Raw genomic sequence first — 14069 nt, 5'->3', positions numbered from 1 at the left:
CGGTCGGGTTTGAACCCTACCCCGTCAGGCTCATCATGGATAACAACATAAAAGAGATAAGGATATGAAGAAAAAGCTAATTTACGCGGCCGTCGTCAGTGCGCTGCTGAGCGGTTGTGGTGGCAGTGACGACAACACAGGCGATACCTCAAGCTATCTCGATTATCTGCTGAGCGGCTCCAATGCAGTCCGACCCAGCGCCCTGGCAGCCCGTGCGACCGACGGTACCCTGAAATTCTCCACGGAAACGGCGGATCTCTCCAACCCGGTGTCCGCCCTCTCCACCCTGGATGGCTGGTCGACTACCCAGGCGATCCAGATAGTGCCGGTGACGGCCTCCGGCATCCAGGTCAAGGCGCCGGCCGCTGCTGAATTCGCAGCCTCCGTGGCACCCCTCTACCTGATGGAGCTGGAGTTTGACAGTGCGGCCCTGCGTCCGAGCGGCGTGAAAAAGGTGCTGACCTACGGGGTGGACTTCGTGGTGGCCGAGACGACCGGCAAGCTGAATCTGGTGCCGCTCAAGCCTCTCAACCCCTCTTCCTACTACATGATAGTGGCGACTGATACCCTCAAAGACAGCACGGGTGCCCCCCTGCGACCGGGTAGCGACTACAGCAACTACAAGACCAGCACCGGCAGCAACGCCCAGGAGCAGACCATCAGCGGCCTGATTGCGCTGCAGGAAGGGCTGTTCAAGGCTGCCACCGGCATCACCAGCGATCACGTGATCTTCTCCGACTGGTTCGGCACCCAGTCCGGCGCCGACGTGCTGGTGGCGGTGAAAGGGGCGGCCGCATCCGTGCTCAAGAGCCCGACCCTGGACGCCGCCGCCCTGTGGAAGCAGGACGCCCTGGGCAATACCAGCCTGCCTGGCACCTATACCCTGTCGGTGAGCGGCGGCAGCCCCTTCCTGACCCAGCTGGACGCCGAGAACTTCCTGCCCCAGGAGCAGAAGGATGCGATTGCCGCCGCTTTTGGTGACGGCACTCCACTCCACAATCTGGCCTTGGGTACCACCGTCTACAGCGGCACCGTCAAGCTGCCCTACTTCCTCTCCTCCCCGGCTACCGCCGGCTCCTGGGACAAGGCGAAGACCCAGTCCTGGCACGGTGCCATCCCCAGCCTCTACGCCATCGCGAACGCCCTGAAGGCCCAGGATGCCGAAGTGATCGGCGGCCTGGTGGGGGCGGGCGTGGATCCGGCCCTGCTGGGCGAACTCATCGCCGATCCGAGCCGTCAGGCCGAGCTGCTGGCGGAGGCGAGCAAGCTGATCGGGGTGACCCTCACCTCCGGCGGCAAGGCGCTGGATCCCGAGATGAATATCGGGCGCTTCAACCCGCTGCCGGCACTGGAAGAGGTGCAGTCCGTCCCGATGCGGATCTTCGCCGCCGCACCGCTGGCGAACATCACCGACGTGATCATCTATCAGCACGGCGTCACCTCCGTGAAGGAGAACGCCTACGCCCTGGCCCTTGGCCAGATTGGTGCCGGTGCCCAGGCGAGCAAGAACGTGGCCGTGGTGGTGATCGATCATCCCCTGCATGGTGAACGCGGCTTCGCCCTGACCGGCAGCATGGACTCGGTGACCACCTCCGACAACCCGACCCCCTACCTGAACCTGAGCTACCTGACCGTGGCCCGCGACAACCTGAAACAGAGCGTGGCGGATCTGCTGGGCCTGCGTCTGGCGGTGGGGCTGGCCAATGCCAAGGGCGCCATCGGCACCGCAGGCAGCCTCAAGGTACACTTCCTGGGTCACTCTCTGGGCGCCATCGCGGGGGCCAACCTGCTGGCGGTGGCCAACCAGTCTGTTGGCAACCCGACGGCAGACGCCCTGTTCAAGTTCGACACTGGCGGCCTGGCCATGCCGGGTGGCGGCATAGCGCCGCTGTTGCTGAACTCGCCGACCTTCGGTCCGACCATCCAGATGAGCGTGCTGACCGCTGGCAGTGCGGCCCTGAAGGCAGCTTTTACCGCCTACGCCCCGAACTGCAAGACGGCAGTACCGACCTGCTTCGTCAACGAATTCCTGCCGAGCCAGGATGCGGCCACCCAGGCCACGGCGGCCAGTACCTTGCAGAGCTACAGCTTTGCGGCGCAGTCGGTGCTGGATTCGGCAGACCCCATCAACCTGGGGAGCGGCATCGCGGCGGACTTCCCGCTGTTTGCCACCGAAATCGTCGGAGACGGCGCCCTGAGCCTGTCGGATCGGGTGATCCCGAACAGCATCGCCACCGCCCCGCTGGGTGGCACCGAGCCGCTGTTCAAGGTTCTGGCCCTGCAACCGCTGACCGCCACCGGCGCCGCCAACCACAGAGCGGCCCGCTTCGTGGCCGGGGGTCACAGCTCGCTGCTGGCACCGGACGAGAACTTCGATCCGACCGGCGCCGTCACCACCGAGATGCAGACCCAGTTCGGCAGCTTCTTCGCAAGCGGCGGTACCGCGGTCAAGGTGACCGATGGCAGCCTGCTCAAGCAGTAAGCCGGCCGACCAATAAAAACGCCGCCCCTTGGGGCGGCGTTTTTTTATGATAAATCGGCTCAGTCTGGCCTGTGGTGTCTGTCCAGCCAGCCCTGGGCAAGGCCGACCAGCAGGCCGACCAAATGGGCCATGTTGGCGGTGGGGGTACCGAGCATGTCCAAGAAGCCGAGCACCAGCCAGACCAGCATGAAGCCCATCAGGGCTGGCGGCATGGCGAGGCCGCAATCCGGTTGCAGCCTGGTTCGCAGCCAGCTGTAGCCGAGCAGGGCATAGACCACCCCGGAGAGGCCGCCAAAGCGCGGGCCGCTGGCAAAGAACTCGGCGATATTGGGCAGGGCAGCCCCGACGATCAGCAGGATGAACAGCTTGCCGCTGCCGAGGCGCTGCTCTATCTGGCCACCGAGATACCACCACCACAACAGGTTGAACACCAGGTGCAGCACCGAGAAGTGGATGAAGGCCGGAGTGACGTAGCGCCAGGCCTGCCAGTCGGTGAACTGGGCCAGGGTGGGGTGGAAGGCGAGCTCGTCGAAGATGGGCAGGCCTATGGCATCCAGAGCGTAGATGGCCAGGCAGGCGATGATGACCACCAGGGTCAGGGGGCCCGCCTGGTGGAGGAAGTCGGTGACCGGATCCGTCATCCCCTTGCTGTAGTCGATCCGGGCATCGGCATGGCCGGATTGCCAGGAGGCCTCCATGTAGCGGGGGTGATTGGGTTCGCTCAGGAAGCGTTTGACCTCCTGCTGGGCCTGGGCGAGGCGCCGTTCGTCTGCCAGCCAGACCGAGACGCCGAGCTCGGACTGGGTCAGCTCGCACGGAATGCCCAGGGTAGCGAGATAATCCACCAGCGCCTGGGCCATGCGGGCGTCGCCCAGCACCAGCAGCTGGATCATGCCGGTGGAGGAGGAACGACCCGCCTCTGTCATGCGTCCCCCGCCTGGATGGGGAACTCCCTGCGCCAGGCCTCGAAACCGCCATCCAGGCTATAGACCTCGTCATAGCCCTGTTGCAGCAGGTACTGGGCCGCCCCCTGGCTGCTGTTGCCGTGATAGCACATCACGATGACGGGGGTATCGAAGTCCACCTCGTTCATAAAGCGAACCAGGGTGCCGTTGGTGAGGTGGAAGGCGCCGACCGCGTGGGCCGTCTCGAAGGATTGGGGATCGCGAATGTCCACGAGACGGGCTTCGCCTGCGCTCAGCTTCTGGTGGGCATCATGGGCGCTGATATGGGCAAACTGGTCCATTGAGATGTCCTGAAAATGGAGGGTTGAAGGGCAGTTTACCGCAAGCGGCGGTTTGCGCTAAGTGTGCAATGGGGGCGGCATCCAGGGGATCGCAATTTTCTTCAATATCGGGCCGCCCGGGCCGGGTAGGCTCGGGCTTCCCTCAATTGAACGAGCATCATCCATGGAATTCAGTCTGCTGTTATCCATGGCCGGGTTTGCCCTGGCCATGTCCATCTCCCCGGGGCCGGTCAATCTGGTCGCCCTTGGCACCGGCGCCCGGTACGGTTTCACGGCCAGCCTGCGCCACGTGGTGGGGGCCACCCTCGGCTTCATCCTGCTGCTCCTGCTGATGGGGCTGGGTCTTGGCGGCGCCCTGTCCCGCTGGCCTGTGGCGCTGGGGGCCATTCACTGGGGCGGCGTGCTCTTTCTCGGCTGGATGGCCTGGCAGTTGCTGGTGGACAGCGGCGAGGTGGAGGAAGTGGAGGGCGTACCCCCCGCCTTCTGGTACGGGGCCCTGATGCAGTGGCTCAATCCCAAGGCCTGGCTCGCCGCCAGCATGGGGATGGGAGCCTATGGGATCGCGGGCGGCATGAGCCAGATCGCCCTCTTTACCGGCATCTATCTGGTGATCTGCCTCGGCTCCATCGCCTGCTGGGCCTATGCGGGCAGCCGATTGCAGGGGTGGCTGGTCTCTCCTCGCCGGTTGCGCTGGTTCAATCGGGCCATGGCGCTCTTGCTGCTGCTCAGCGCCGCCTATCTGGTGCGCTCGTCCTGAGGGGCGAGCTGCGTTCTGTACTGGCCCGGGGTGGCGGCCACCCGGCGTTTGAACTGGCGCTGGAAGTGGGCCTGATCGGCAAAACCGCTGGCAAGGGCCACTTCCGCCAGGGGCTGCCCCTGGCGCAGCAGGGTGCGGGCGTGGCGAATGCGCTGATCGAGCAGGTAGGCGTGGGGCGTCATGCCGTAGTGGCGGCTGAAGGCGCGCACGAAATGGGAAAGGGTAAGCCCGGCCACCGCACTCAGCTGCGCCAGGGTGAGGGCGCAGGCACTCTCGTCCTGCATCAGCTCGGCGGCTCGCTGCAGGTGCCGGGGAGGGCGGTCATCCCACTTGGCCGGGGTGAGCCTGGCGAGAAGCTGGCGGCTGAAGAGGTGGCAGGCCACTTCGCGAGCCAGGGGATCCGGCTCCTCCACCAGTTGCCGATGAAGCCGGCAGAGCCCCTGGTAGAGCAGGGGATCCCGGCTTGCGGTCATGTCGAAGGGGCGAAACGCGTTGCCGAGCCCGGCCTCCTCCTGCTGGCGCTGCAACCAGAGGTTGTCGATGTAGAACATCAGATAGGACCAGGGCTGGTCAGCGACGGGATTGCAGGCGTGCACCTCTTCCGGGTTCATCAGCACCAGGCTGCCGCGGCCGACCTCTTGCAGGCTGCGCTGGTTGAGGTAGTGGCTGTGGCCGCCGGTGATGGCGCCGATGGAGAAGTGGGGGTGGCTGTGCTTGTCGTAGCAGACGCGCCGGCCATCCTGCACCGCCCGCGCCTCGATGAAGGGCAGGGCGGGATCGTGCCAGAAGTGGTGCTGATCCTGTGTCGCCCGCGCACGGCTCACGATGTGCTCCTCGGCGGGGGGCTGTTCCCCTGCCGGGCTCGGGGAGCGTGGCAGGGGAAGGGTGACGATGGTTGCTGCATCCTCAGCCGCCGAGATAGGCCTGGCGGACGGCGGGGTTGGCCAGCAGGGCCTCTCCCGTGTCTTGCAGCACCACCCGGCCGTTCTCCAGCACATAGCCGCGATCCGCCAGCTTGAGCGCCTGGTTCGCGTTCTGCTCCACCAGGAAGATGGTCATCCCCTTCTGGCGCAGCTGCTCTATGGTGTCGAAGATCTGCTGGATGACGATGGGCGCCAGTCCCAGGGAGGGTTCATCCAGCAGCAGCAGGCGCGGCTTGCTCATCAGGGCGCGGCCGATGGCCAGCATCTGCTGCTCGCCGCCGGACATGGTGCCTGCCCGCTGCTCCAGCCGCTCGTGCAGGCGGGGGAACAGGGTAAATATCTGATCCAGCAGGCCGCGCTGCTCCGCCTTGTCGACGAAGAAGGCCCCCATCAGCAGGTTCTCCTCCACCGTGAGGCGGGCGAAGATGCGGCGCCCCTCCGGCACCACGGCGATGTCCTTGCGCATGATGCGGGCGGTGGTGAGGGAGTCTATCTGCTCCCCCTCGAACCAGATGGAACCGCTGCTGGGCTTGGGCTCGCCACACAGGGTCATCAGCAGAGTGGTCTTGCCGGCGCCGTTGGCGCCGATCAGGGTGACGATTTCCCCCTCTTTCACCTCGACGCTGACGTCGTGCAGCGCCTGAATTTTGCCGTAGTGGGTCGATACGTTGCGAAGTTCTAACATCTTTTTGTCCTTACGACTCGCCCAGATAGGCCTTGATCACCGCCGGATTGCTGCGGATTTCGTCCGGTTTGCCGTGGGCCAGCGGGGTGCCCTGGTTGACCACGAAGATGCGGTTGGAGATCTCCATCACCAGCTTCATGTCGTGCTCGATCAGCAGCACCGAGACCCCGAACTCGTCCCTCAGGTTGGAGATGAGCTCGTTGAGCTCGTCGGTCTCCTTGGGGTTGAGACCTGCGGCCGGTTCATCCAGCATCAGCAGTTCGGGCCGGGTCGCCATGCAGCGGGCGATCTCGAGGCGGCGCTGCTGGCCGTAAGCCAGGTTGCCCGCGGCGCGGTTGGCGAGATCCTTGAGGCCCACCTTTTCCAGCCAGAAGGCGGACTGCTCCAGCCCCTCTTTCTCGGCACGGCGGAAGGAGGGGGTCTTGAACAGGCCGGCGATGAAGCCGGTATTGAGATGCCTGTGCTGGGCCACCAGCAGGTTTTCCACCGCTGTCATCTCCTTGAACAGGCGCACGTGCTGGAAAGTCCGCACAATGCCCTTGCGGGCGATGAGGTGGCCGGGCAACCCCTGGATCTCCTCACCCTTGTAGCGAATGACACCGCCACTCGGGCGATAGAAGCCGGTCAGGCAGTTGAAGATGGTGGTCTTGCCCGCCCCGTTGGGGCCGATGATGGAGATCACCTCCCCCTTTTCCACATCCAGCTTGACGCCGTTGACCGCGAGCAGGCCGCCAAAGCGCATCGACAGATCTGAGACATCCAACAATGGTTGATTGTTGCTCATTTACGCAGCTCCATATGGGGTCGACTCATGGGCAGCAGTCCCTGCGGCCGCCAGATCATCATGAATACCATCAAGAGACCGAACATCAGCATGCGATATTCGTTGAACTCGCGGGCGAGCTCCGGCAGCACCGTCATCACGATGGCCGCCAGCACCACCCCGATCTGGGAGCCCATGCCTCCCAGCACCACAATCGCAAGGACGATGGCCGACTCGATGAAGACGAAGGATTCCGGGCTGATGAAGCCCTGGCGGGAGGCGAAGAAGCTGCCGGCAAAGCCCGCGAAGCAGGCGCCTATGGTGAAGGCGGTCAGCTTGATGATGGTGGGGTTGAGCCCCAGGGACTTGCAGGCGATCTCGTCTTCCCGCAGCGCCTCCCAGGCACGGCCGAGCGGCATGCGCAGCAGGCGGTTGATGACGAACAGGGTCGCCACTACCAGCACCAGGGCCATCAGGTAGAGGAAGATCACCTTGTGGTTGGCGTTGTAGGCGATGCCGAAGAAGTCGTGGAAGGTGCCAAAGCCCCCATCCTTGACGGTGCGGTTGAACTCGAGCCCCCCCAGAGTCGGTTTCGGAATGCCGGAGATCCCGTTCGGACCGCCGGTCAGGGTGGTCATGTTGTTGAGCAGGATGCGGATGATCTCGCCAAAGCCCAGGGTGACGATGGCCAGGTAGTCCCCCCGCAGCCGCAGCACCGGGAACCCGAGCAGGAAGCCGAAGGTGGCCGCCAGCAGACCGGCGATGGGCAGACACTCCCAGAAGCTCAGACCGAAGTAGGTGTTGAGCAGGGCGTAGCTGTAGGCGCCGACCGCATAGAAGCCGACATAGCCGAGGTCGAGCAGACCGGCGAGGCCCACCACCACGTTCAGTCCCAGCCCCAGCATGATGTAAATCAGGGTGAGGGTGGCCAGATCGATGGCGCCGCGAGAGGCCATGAAGGGCCAGCTCACCGCAAACAGCAGCACCAGCACGGCGGTGAGATTATAGAGCTTGGGGGCCTCTTCGGGGCTTGGCAGCACCAGCTTGGTGAAGCCGACGGAGAAGCCGCTGATGGAGGCCTGGAACAGCCGGCTTATCTGGCCGCGCAGCATCTGGAACCAGAAGACGATGGTGGCGCCCCCCAGCAGCCAGGCCAGCGACACATCGAGGCGGCTCACCACCAGCAGGCGGGAGCCATCGGTCTCCAGCTTGAAGCCGAGCAGCCAGAAGGAGAGCACCAGCAGCACCAGGCTGGCGATGCAGGCATGGATAAATTGACGTTTCATCAGACTTTCTCCACTTCCGGACGGCCGAGAATGCCAGTGATGGTCATGAACAGCAGCACGAGGGCATGCATAGATTGGTTTTTCATACCTTCTCGACCTCCGGACGACCCAGGATGCCGGTGGGCATGAAGAGCAACACGAAGATGAGCAGGGCAAAGGCCATCACATCCTTGTACTCGGTGCTGAGATAGCCCGCGGTGAGCGCTTCCACCACGCCGAGCAGCAGGCCGCCCAGTACGGCACCGGGAATGCTGCCGATGCCGCCCAATACCGCGGCGGTGAAGGCCTTCAAGCCCGCCATGAAGCCGAGATAGGGGTTGATGACACCGTAGTACATGCCGAGCAGCACCCCCGCGACGGCGGCCAGGGCGGCACCCAGCACGAAGGTGATGGAGATGACCACGTGGGTGTCTATCCCTAGCAGGTTGGCCATCTTGATGTCTTCGGAACAGGCACGGCAGGCACGCCCCATGCGGGAGCGGCCGATGAACTGGGTCAACGCCAGCATGGTGACGAAGGTCACCACGAAGATGATGAGCTGCATGTAGGAGAGGCTGGCCTGGAAGCCATCCTCGCCGCCGAGGGTCCAGCCCCCGGAGATCAGAGTGGGCATGGCGATGTCACGCGAGCCCTGGGCCATCCGCATCATGTTCTGCAGGAAGATCGACATGCCGATGGCGGAGATGAGGGGGATCAGGCGGTTGCCGCCCCGCAGTGGACGATAGGCCACCCGTTCTATGGACCAGCCATAGCTGCCGGTGATGATGATGCTGACCAGGAAGGCGCCCCCCAGCAGCAGCACGGTGCTGTCGATGCCCATCATCATGAGCCCGGCCATCACCATGAAGGCGACATAGGAGCCGATCATGTAGACCTCGCCGTGGGCGAAGTTGATCATGCCGATGATGCCGTAGACCATGGTGTAGCCGATGGCGATCAACGCATAGGTGCTGCCTATGGTCAATCCGTTCAGCAACTGCTGAACCAGATAAAGAAGGTGTTCGGACATACCGCGTTCCCTGTGTACTTGCCCGCAAAGAAAGGAGGGGTGACTCACGTCACCCCGACCGGCAGATTATTTGAGTTGAGTGGAGGTACCGTCGGCATGCCACTGGAACACACCGAATTCGAAGCCTTTCAGGTCACCGTTCGGTGCCCAGGTCAGGGGGCCCATCACGGTGTCGATCGGTGCGGCCTTGATGGCGGCAGCGACGGCAGCCGGATCATCCTCGCCCGCCTTGGCGATACCGGCCGCCAGGGCCTGCATGGCGGCGTAGGTGGTCCAGACGAACGGACCGGAGGAGTCCTGACCCTTGGCCTTGAACGCTTCCACGATGGGGGCGTTGGCCGGCACCAGGTCATATTTGTTCGGCAGGGTCACCAGCAGGCCTTCGGAAGCCGGGCCGCCGATGGCGGAGATGTCCTTGTTGCCCACGCCTTCCGGACCCATGAACTTGGCCTTCAGACCCTTCTCGCCAGCCTGGCGCAGGATCAGACCCAGCTCGGGGTGGTAGCCGCCGTAGTAGACGAAGTCCACGTTCTCTTTTTGCAGCTTGGCGATCAGGGCGGAGAAGTCCTTGTCGCCGGCGGTGATGCCCTCATAGGCAACGACCTTGACGCCGGCCTTGTCCAGCGCGGCTTTCACGCTGGAGGCGATGCCTTCACCGTACTGTTTCTTGTCGTGGATGACGGCCACGCGCTGGGGTTTGACCTGCTCGATGATGTACTTGGCGGCGGTCGGGCCTTGGTCGCTGTCCAGACCGATGGTGCGCAGAGTCAGCTGGTAACCGCGCTCGGTGATCTTGGGGTTGGTGGAGGCGGGGGTGACCATCAGGACCCCTTCATCTTCATAGATGTCGGAGGCGGGCAGGGTGTTGTCGGAGCAGAGGTGGCCGACCACGAACTTGACGCCGTCGTTGATCACCTTGTTGGCGATGGCCACAGCCTGCTTGGGATCGCAGGCATCGTCATAGATGACGGCTTCGATCTGCTTGCCCTTGATGCCGCCCGCCTTGTTGATCTGCTCGACCGCCATCTTGCCGCCGGTGAACTGCATGTCACCGTACTGGGCGACCGGGCCGGTCAGGGGGCCGGCGATGCCGATCTTGATGGTATCGGCCGCATTGGCCATGGAAACTGATCCAAACAGAGCCAAAGAAACCGCTGCTCTGACTGCCATTTTGCTGAAGTTATGCATTGATTCGTCCCTTAATCAGTGAATTGTTTCATTTTATGCACGTCATTCCGAGCCTGTGTCCCGCCAGCCCGGCGATAGATAAGGTTCTATCATTCCTCGCCGGGCAATAACAAGATGTTAAAGATACTAACCGGAGCAGGCGCAAGAGGGGTTTTGTGAAACTAACGCGCAGTTTATTTCTGTTTATCGGAGTTTAATGTTGTCAAGGTGGTGCAACATACAGATAACAAATTGTCATGGTGACAATTTCCAGAGTAAAAAACTGACGATATTTCATTCTGCGCCCGCTCTCATTTTGACCAAAATCCGTTTGCGCAAAAAGAAATGACCGCATAGATTAGCCAGCATTGATAATTCACTGGCAGCGCCCGTTAAAACCAAGCCTTTATTCGGGAAATCTGCTACTGTTCCGCCTTTGTTATTCAGGAGACAGAGATGGCAACTATCAAGGATGTCGCCTCGCGCGCAGGCGTATCCATCTCCACCGTCTCACATGTACTCAATCACACCCGTCGGGTCAGCGAAGACGCAACCCAGAAAGTGCTTGAGGCGGTGGCAGAGCTGAACTACGCGCCCAACTCGGTGGCGCGCAGTCTCAAGATCAATTCGACCAAGACCATCGGCATGCTGGTGACCACCAGTGCCAACCCCTTCTTCGCGGAAGTGGTACAGGGGGTGGAAGCCTACTGCTTCGAGCAGGGTTACAGCCTGATCCTGTGCAACACCGAGAACCAGCCGCCCCGCCAGCAGCACTATCTGCGCATGCTGATGGAAAAGCGGGTGGACGGTCTGCTGGTGCTGGGGACCGATATCGACACCCAGTTCAGGGACATGCTGCGCATCCACAAGAAGGTGCCGCAGGTGGTGCTGGACTGGGGCAACGAGTGCGATTTCGCCAACGTGATCAACGACAACGCCCGCATCGGCGCGCGTCTGGCCATGCGCCATCTGCTGGAGCAGGGCCACACCAACATCGTCTGCATCACCGGCCATCTCGCCAAGCCGACTACCCAGCAACGGCTGGACGGGGTGCGCGATGCCCTGGCCGAACAGGGGATGACCCTGACAGAGGAGCAGATCTTCGAAGGGGACTACGAGAGCCAGAGCGGCTTCGATGCCATGCAGCGCATCCTGGCCCTCACCCCTCGCCCGACCGCGGTCTTTGCCTTCGACGATCCCATGGCCATCGGTGCCATCTGCGCCGCCTGGGAGGCCGGGGTCAAGGTGCCGGACGATATCTCCATGATCGGCTATGACGACGTGGAGATGGCGCGCTTCTCCAGCCCGCCGCTCACCACCATCCGCCACCCCAAGGCCGAGCTCGGTCTGCTGGCGGTGCAGCAACTGGTGCGCCGGATCCGCAACAAGGAGCTGGAAGTGGAGTCCATGACGGTGCAGCCGGAGCTCATCGTCCGCCGCTCGGTCAAGTCCCTGCGCTGACGGCGCCACGGGTGCCATGAACAAGAAACCCCCTCGCCAGCGAGGGGGTTTCTGTTTTTGGGCCCCTCTCGTATCTGGGGGCGTCAGGCCTTGAGACCGAGCCGCCTGGCGAGGCGGTGCAGGTTGCCGCCGTCCAGATCCAGCGCCCGGGCGCTGGCGGCCCAGTTGCCGTCATGGGCCGTCAGGGTCTGCTCGATGAGCTGGCGCTGGAACAGATCGGTGGCGGCGCGAAGGCCGAGACCGGCAATGGCCGGAGAGGCGGGCTGGCTGACGGTGTCGGCGGGCAGGGATGAGCCCGTCGGCCCCAGGTTGAAGTGGTGGGGTTCCAGGGTCGGCGAGGGGCTGCCCTGTTCGGCCCTGGCCAGCACGGCGGCGCGGTGGATGGCGTGCTCCAGCTCCCGCACGTTGCCGGGCCAGTCGTGGCGCTCGAGCAGTTGCAGCGCCTGTGGCTGGATACGCAGCTGCTCCAGCCCCAGGCCGAGCCGGCAGCGCTCGCAAAAGTAACCGGCCAGCAGGGGAATGTCGCCCGGACGTTCCCGCAGTGCCGGGGCGTGGATCGGGAAGACGCTCAGCCGGTGGTAGAGGTCGGCCCGAAACTGCCCCTCGACCACCGCCTGTTTCAGATCCCGGTTGGTGGCCGCCAGGATGCGCACATTCACCTTGAGCGGGGTGTCGTCACCGATCCGCTGCAGATCGCCGTATTGCAGCACCCGCAGCAGCTTGGCCTGCAGCGCCAGGGAGAGCTCCCCTATCTCGTCGAGAAACAGAGTGCCCTTGTCCGCCAGCTCGAACTTGCCCGCCCGATTGTGGATGGCGCCGGTGAAGGCCCCCTTCACGTGGCCGAACAGCTCGCTCTCGGCCACGGATTCGGGCAGGGCGGCGCAGTTGAGGTAGACCAGGGGGGCATGGGCGCGGGGTGAGCCGCCATGCACCGCCTTGGCGATCAGCTCCTTGCCGACCCCCGTCTCCCCCAAAATCAGCACGCTCAGCTCGGAGCTTGCCACCACGTCTATCTCGTGGCGCAACCGGGCCATGGCGGGGGAGTGCCCTATCATCTCCGGCTGCTCAGGGCCGGGCCGGGTGCCGGGGACCAGGGGCTCGCTGCTCTGGCGGGCGAGCCGCTCCAGCAGCAGGGCGTTGTCGAGGGCGGCGGCGGCCAGAGCCCCCACCAGCCGCAGCTCCTCGTCGCTGATGCCGTCGAACTGGGTCGGGTTCATGCCGTCTATGGTCAGGGCGCCGATCAGCGCCTGATCCGAGAAGAGCGGCAGGCCGACGCAGGCGTGTACCTTGAAGTCGTCGTGATCCGGCAGCAGGCCGTCATAGGGGTCGGGCAGGGCGCTGTCGGCAGGGAAGCGCACCACATCCCCGGCGCGGGCGATGGCCTCGAGGCGCGGGTGATCCTTGAGGGCGAAGCGGCGCCCCAGCACGTCCTGCATCAGGCCGTCGATGGCCAGCGGGATGAACTGGCACCCCTCGTAGCGCAGCAGGGCCGAGGCATCCGAGTTCAGCAGGCTGCGCACGCTCTGGATCAGGCGGTGGAAGCGGTCCTGATGGGAGATGCCGAGTTGCAGGTCGAGGGCGATGCGCGCCAGGCTGTCGGTCGAGATCACGATAATTGTCCAAATGACAGTATGTTTGTGATTTTGACTATAACGGTGTGGTGTCTTAATGACAACGAGTGATATGCGAAGCCATTAAAAACAATGGGTTACAATTTGGCACGTCCGCTGCAATAGCTGGTTCAGTTGAACATCCACTATTGCATTCGAGGAACTGCCTGATGAGCATTCACGTCAAGAACAACATCCACTGGGTCGGCCAACGGGACTGGGAGGTACGCGACTTCCACGGCACCGAGTACAAGACCCACAAGGGCACCAGCTACAACAGCTACCTCATCCGCGAAGGGAAAAACGTGCTGATCGACACCGTCGATCACAAGTTCAGCCGGGAGTTCGTGCAGAACCTGGCGGCCGAGATCGATCTCGCTTCCATCGACTACGTGGTGATCAACCACGCCGAGGAGGATCACGCCGGCGCCCTGACCGAGCTGATGGCCCGCATCCCCGGCACCCCCATCTATTGCACCCACAACGCCATCGACTCCATCACCGGCCATCATCACCACCCGGAGTGGAACTTCCACCCGGTCAAAACCGGTGACAGGGCCGACGCATGATCATTCTTTGCGCTAGTTGATCAAGTATCGATCAGTTGAGCGGCGCCAAGTACGATTTTAATTGTACCTTGCGTTGCCAAGCTGTAAATAGTCGAGATCTTAACTAACTGT

The 14069-nt window shown here is 63.3% G+C and carries 12 protein-coding genes and 1 pseudogene; 4 read left to right on the top strand and 9 right to left on the bottom strand.

The window, feature by feature from the left end; all coding sequences use genetic code 11:
• The first annotated feature begins 64 nt into the window (after positions 1–64).
• Positions 65–2482: a VolA/Pla-1 family phospholipase gene (locus tag C3418_RS12945; protein ID WP_042864705.1), complete on the top strand. Its 2418-nt coding sequence runs from the start codon at positions 65–67 to the stop codon at positions 2480–2482.
• 59 nt (positions 2483–2541) lie between these two features.
• Here the strand turns inward: C3418_RS12945 and glpG are convergent, their stop codons facing one another.
• Both glpG and glpE read right to left on the bottom strand, forming a co-directional pair.
• On the bottom strand, positions 2542–3375 hold the full coding sequence (glpG, locus tag C3418_RS12940) for a rhomboid family intramembrane serine protease GlpG (RefSeq protein ID WP_103858687.1): 834 nt from the start codon (positions 3373–3375) through the stop codon (positions 2542–2544).
• A 29-nt stretch (positions 3376–3404) separates the two neighbouring features.
• Positions 3405–3728, bottom strand: coding sequence for a thiosulfate sulfurtransferase GlpE (gene glpE / locus C3418_RS12935; protein WP_005307320.1), 324 nt, complete (start codon positions 3726–3728; stop codon positions 3405–3407).
• Positions 3729–3891: 163 nt separating this feature from the next.
• Between glpE and C3418_RS12930 the strand changes: the two genes are divergently transcribed.
• Positions 3892–4485, top strand: coding sequence for a LysE family translocator (locus tag C3418_RS12930; protein WP_010672378.1), 594 nt, complete (start codon positions 3892–3894; stop codon positions 4483–4485).
• On the opposite strand, the gene C3418_RS12925 is transcribed toward C3418_RS12930, so the two are convergent.
• From C3418_RS12925 to C3418_RS12900, 6 genes are all read right to left on the bottom strand, one after another.
• A complete protein-coding gene (locus C3418_RS12925; protein WP_103858675.1) occupies positions 4464–5309 on the bottom strand; it encodes an AraC family transcriptional regulator in 846 nt (281 codons plus the stop codon). The two genes, C3418_RS12930 and C3418_RS12925, sit on opposite strands and share 22 nt — an antisense overlap.
• Positions 5310–5391: 82 nt before the next feature.
• On the bottom strand, positions 5392–6093 hold the full coding sequence (locus C3418_RS12920; RefSeq protein ID WP_010672380.1) for an ABC transporter ATP-binding protein: 702 nt from the start codon (positions 6091–6093) through the stop codon (positions 5392–5394).
• 10 nt (positions 6094–6103) lie between these two features.
• On the bottom strand, positions 6104–6877 hold the full coding sequence (gene livG, locus C3418_RS12915) for a high-affinity branched-chain amino acid ABC transporter ATP-binding protein LivG (protein ID WP_010672381.1): 774 nt from the start codon (positions 6875–6877) through the stop codon (positions 6104–6106).
• Positions 6874–8142, bottom strand: coding sequence for a high-affinity branched-chain amino acid ABC transporter permease LivM (locus C3418_RS12910; protein WP_039041002.1), 1269 nt, complete (start codon positions 8140–8142; stop codon positions 6874–6876). Before C3418_RS12910 ends, livG begins: the two co-directional genes overlap by 4 nt.
• A gap of 82 nt (positions 8143–8224) precedes the next feature.
• Entirely contained in the window at positions 8225–9151 is a 927-nt protein-coding gene (gene livH / locus C3418_RS12905) for a high-affinity branched-chain amino acid ABC transporter permease LivH (RefSeq protein ID WP_010672383.1), read from the bottom strand.
• Positions 9152–9217: 66 nt separating this feature from the next.
• Positions 9218–10339: a branched-chain amino acid ABC transporter substrate-binding protein gene (locus C3418_RS12900; RefSeq protein WP_039041003.1), complete on the bottom strand. Its 1122-nt coding sequence runs from the start codon at positions 10337–10339 to the stop codon at positions 9218–9220.
• 435 nt (positions 10340–10774) lie between these two features.
• Here C3418_RS12900 and C3418_RS12895 point away from each other — a divergent pair, with 435 nt between their 5' ends.
• Positions 10775–11779 (top strand): substrate-binding domain-containing protein, encoded by a 1005-nt coding sequence (locus C3418_RS12895; RefSeq protein ID WP_103858674.1) that lies wholly within the window; start codon positions 10775–10777, stop codon positions 11777–11779.
• A gap of 83 nt (positions 11780–11862) precedes the next feature.
• Here C3418_RS12895 and norR read toward each other — a convergent pair whose 3' ends face one another.
• Complete coding sequence (gene norR, locus C3418_RS12890) at positions 11863–13389, bottom strand: nitric oxide reductase transcriptional regulator NorR (protein WP_103858673.1); 1527 nt, start codon at positions 13387–13389, stop codon at positions 11863–11865.
• Between the two features lie 170 nt (positions 13390–13559).
• Between norR and C3418_RS12885 the strand changes: the two are divergent.
• A pseudogene (locus tag C3418_RS12885) lies at positions 13560–13952 on the top strand (MBL fold metallo-hydrolase); the annotation flags it as partial.
• Positions 13953–14069 lie beyond the last annotated feature (117 nt).

It is taken from the genome of Aeromonas sp. ASNIH8 (assembly GCF_002919855.1).
Classification (GTDB): domain Bacteria; phylum Pseudomonadota; class Gammaproteobacteria; order Enterobacterales; family Aeromonadaceae; genus Aeromonas; species Aeromonas caviae.
The sequence above is the reverse complement of the archived record's forward strand: the minus strand, read 5'-3'. Positions and strand labels throughout refer to the sequence as shown.

Excerpts from the sequence above, each read along its gene's own strand:
- livH (WP_010672383.1), bottom strand. The coding sequence starts at position 9,151 with ATGTCCGAACACCTTCTTTATCTGGTTCAGCAGTTGCTGAACGGATTG.
- C3418_RS12910 (WP_039041002.1), bottom strand. The coding sequence starts at position 8,142 with ATGAAACGTCAATTTATCCATGCCTGCATCGCCAGCCTGGTGCTGCTG.
- C3418_RS12930 (WP_010672378.1), top strand. The coding sequence starts at position 3,892 with ATGGAATTCAGTCTGCTGTTATCCATGGCCGGGTTTGCCCTGGCCATG.
- C3418_RS12895 (WP_103858674.1), top strand. The coding sequence starts at position 10,775 with ATGGCAACTATCAAGGATGTCGCCTCGCGCGCAGGCGTATCCATCTCC.
- C3418_RS12945 (WP_042864705.1), top strand. The coding sequence starts at position 65 with ATGAAGAAAAAGCTAATTTACGCGGCCGTCGTCAGTGCGCTGCTGAGC.
- glpE (WP_005307320.1), bottom strand. The coding sequence starts at position 3,728 with ATGGACCAGTTTGCCCATATCAGCGCCCATGATGCCCACCAGAAGCTG.
- C3418_RS12900 (WP_039041003.1), bottom strand. The coding sequence starts at position 10,339 with ATGCATAACTTCAGCAAAATGGCAGTCAGAGCAGCGGTTTCTTTGGCT.
- C3418_RS12920 (WP_010672380.1), bottom strand. The coding sequence starts at position 6,093 with ATGTTAGAACTTCGCAACGTATCGACCCACTACGGCAAAATTCAGGCG.
- livG (WP_010672381.1), bottom strand. The coding sequence starts at position 6,877 with ATGAGCAACAATCAACCATTGTTGGATGTCTCAGATCTGTCGATGCGC.
- glpG (WP_103858687.1), bottom strand. The coding sequence starts at position 3,375 with ATGATCCAGCTGCTGGTGCTGGGCGACGCCCGCATGGCCCAGGCGCTG.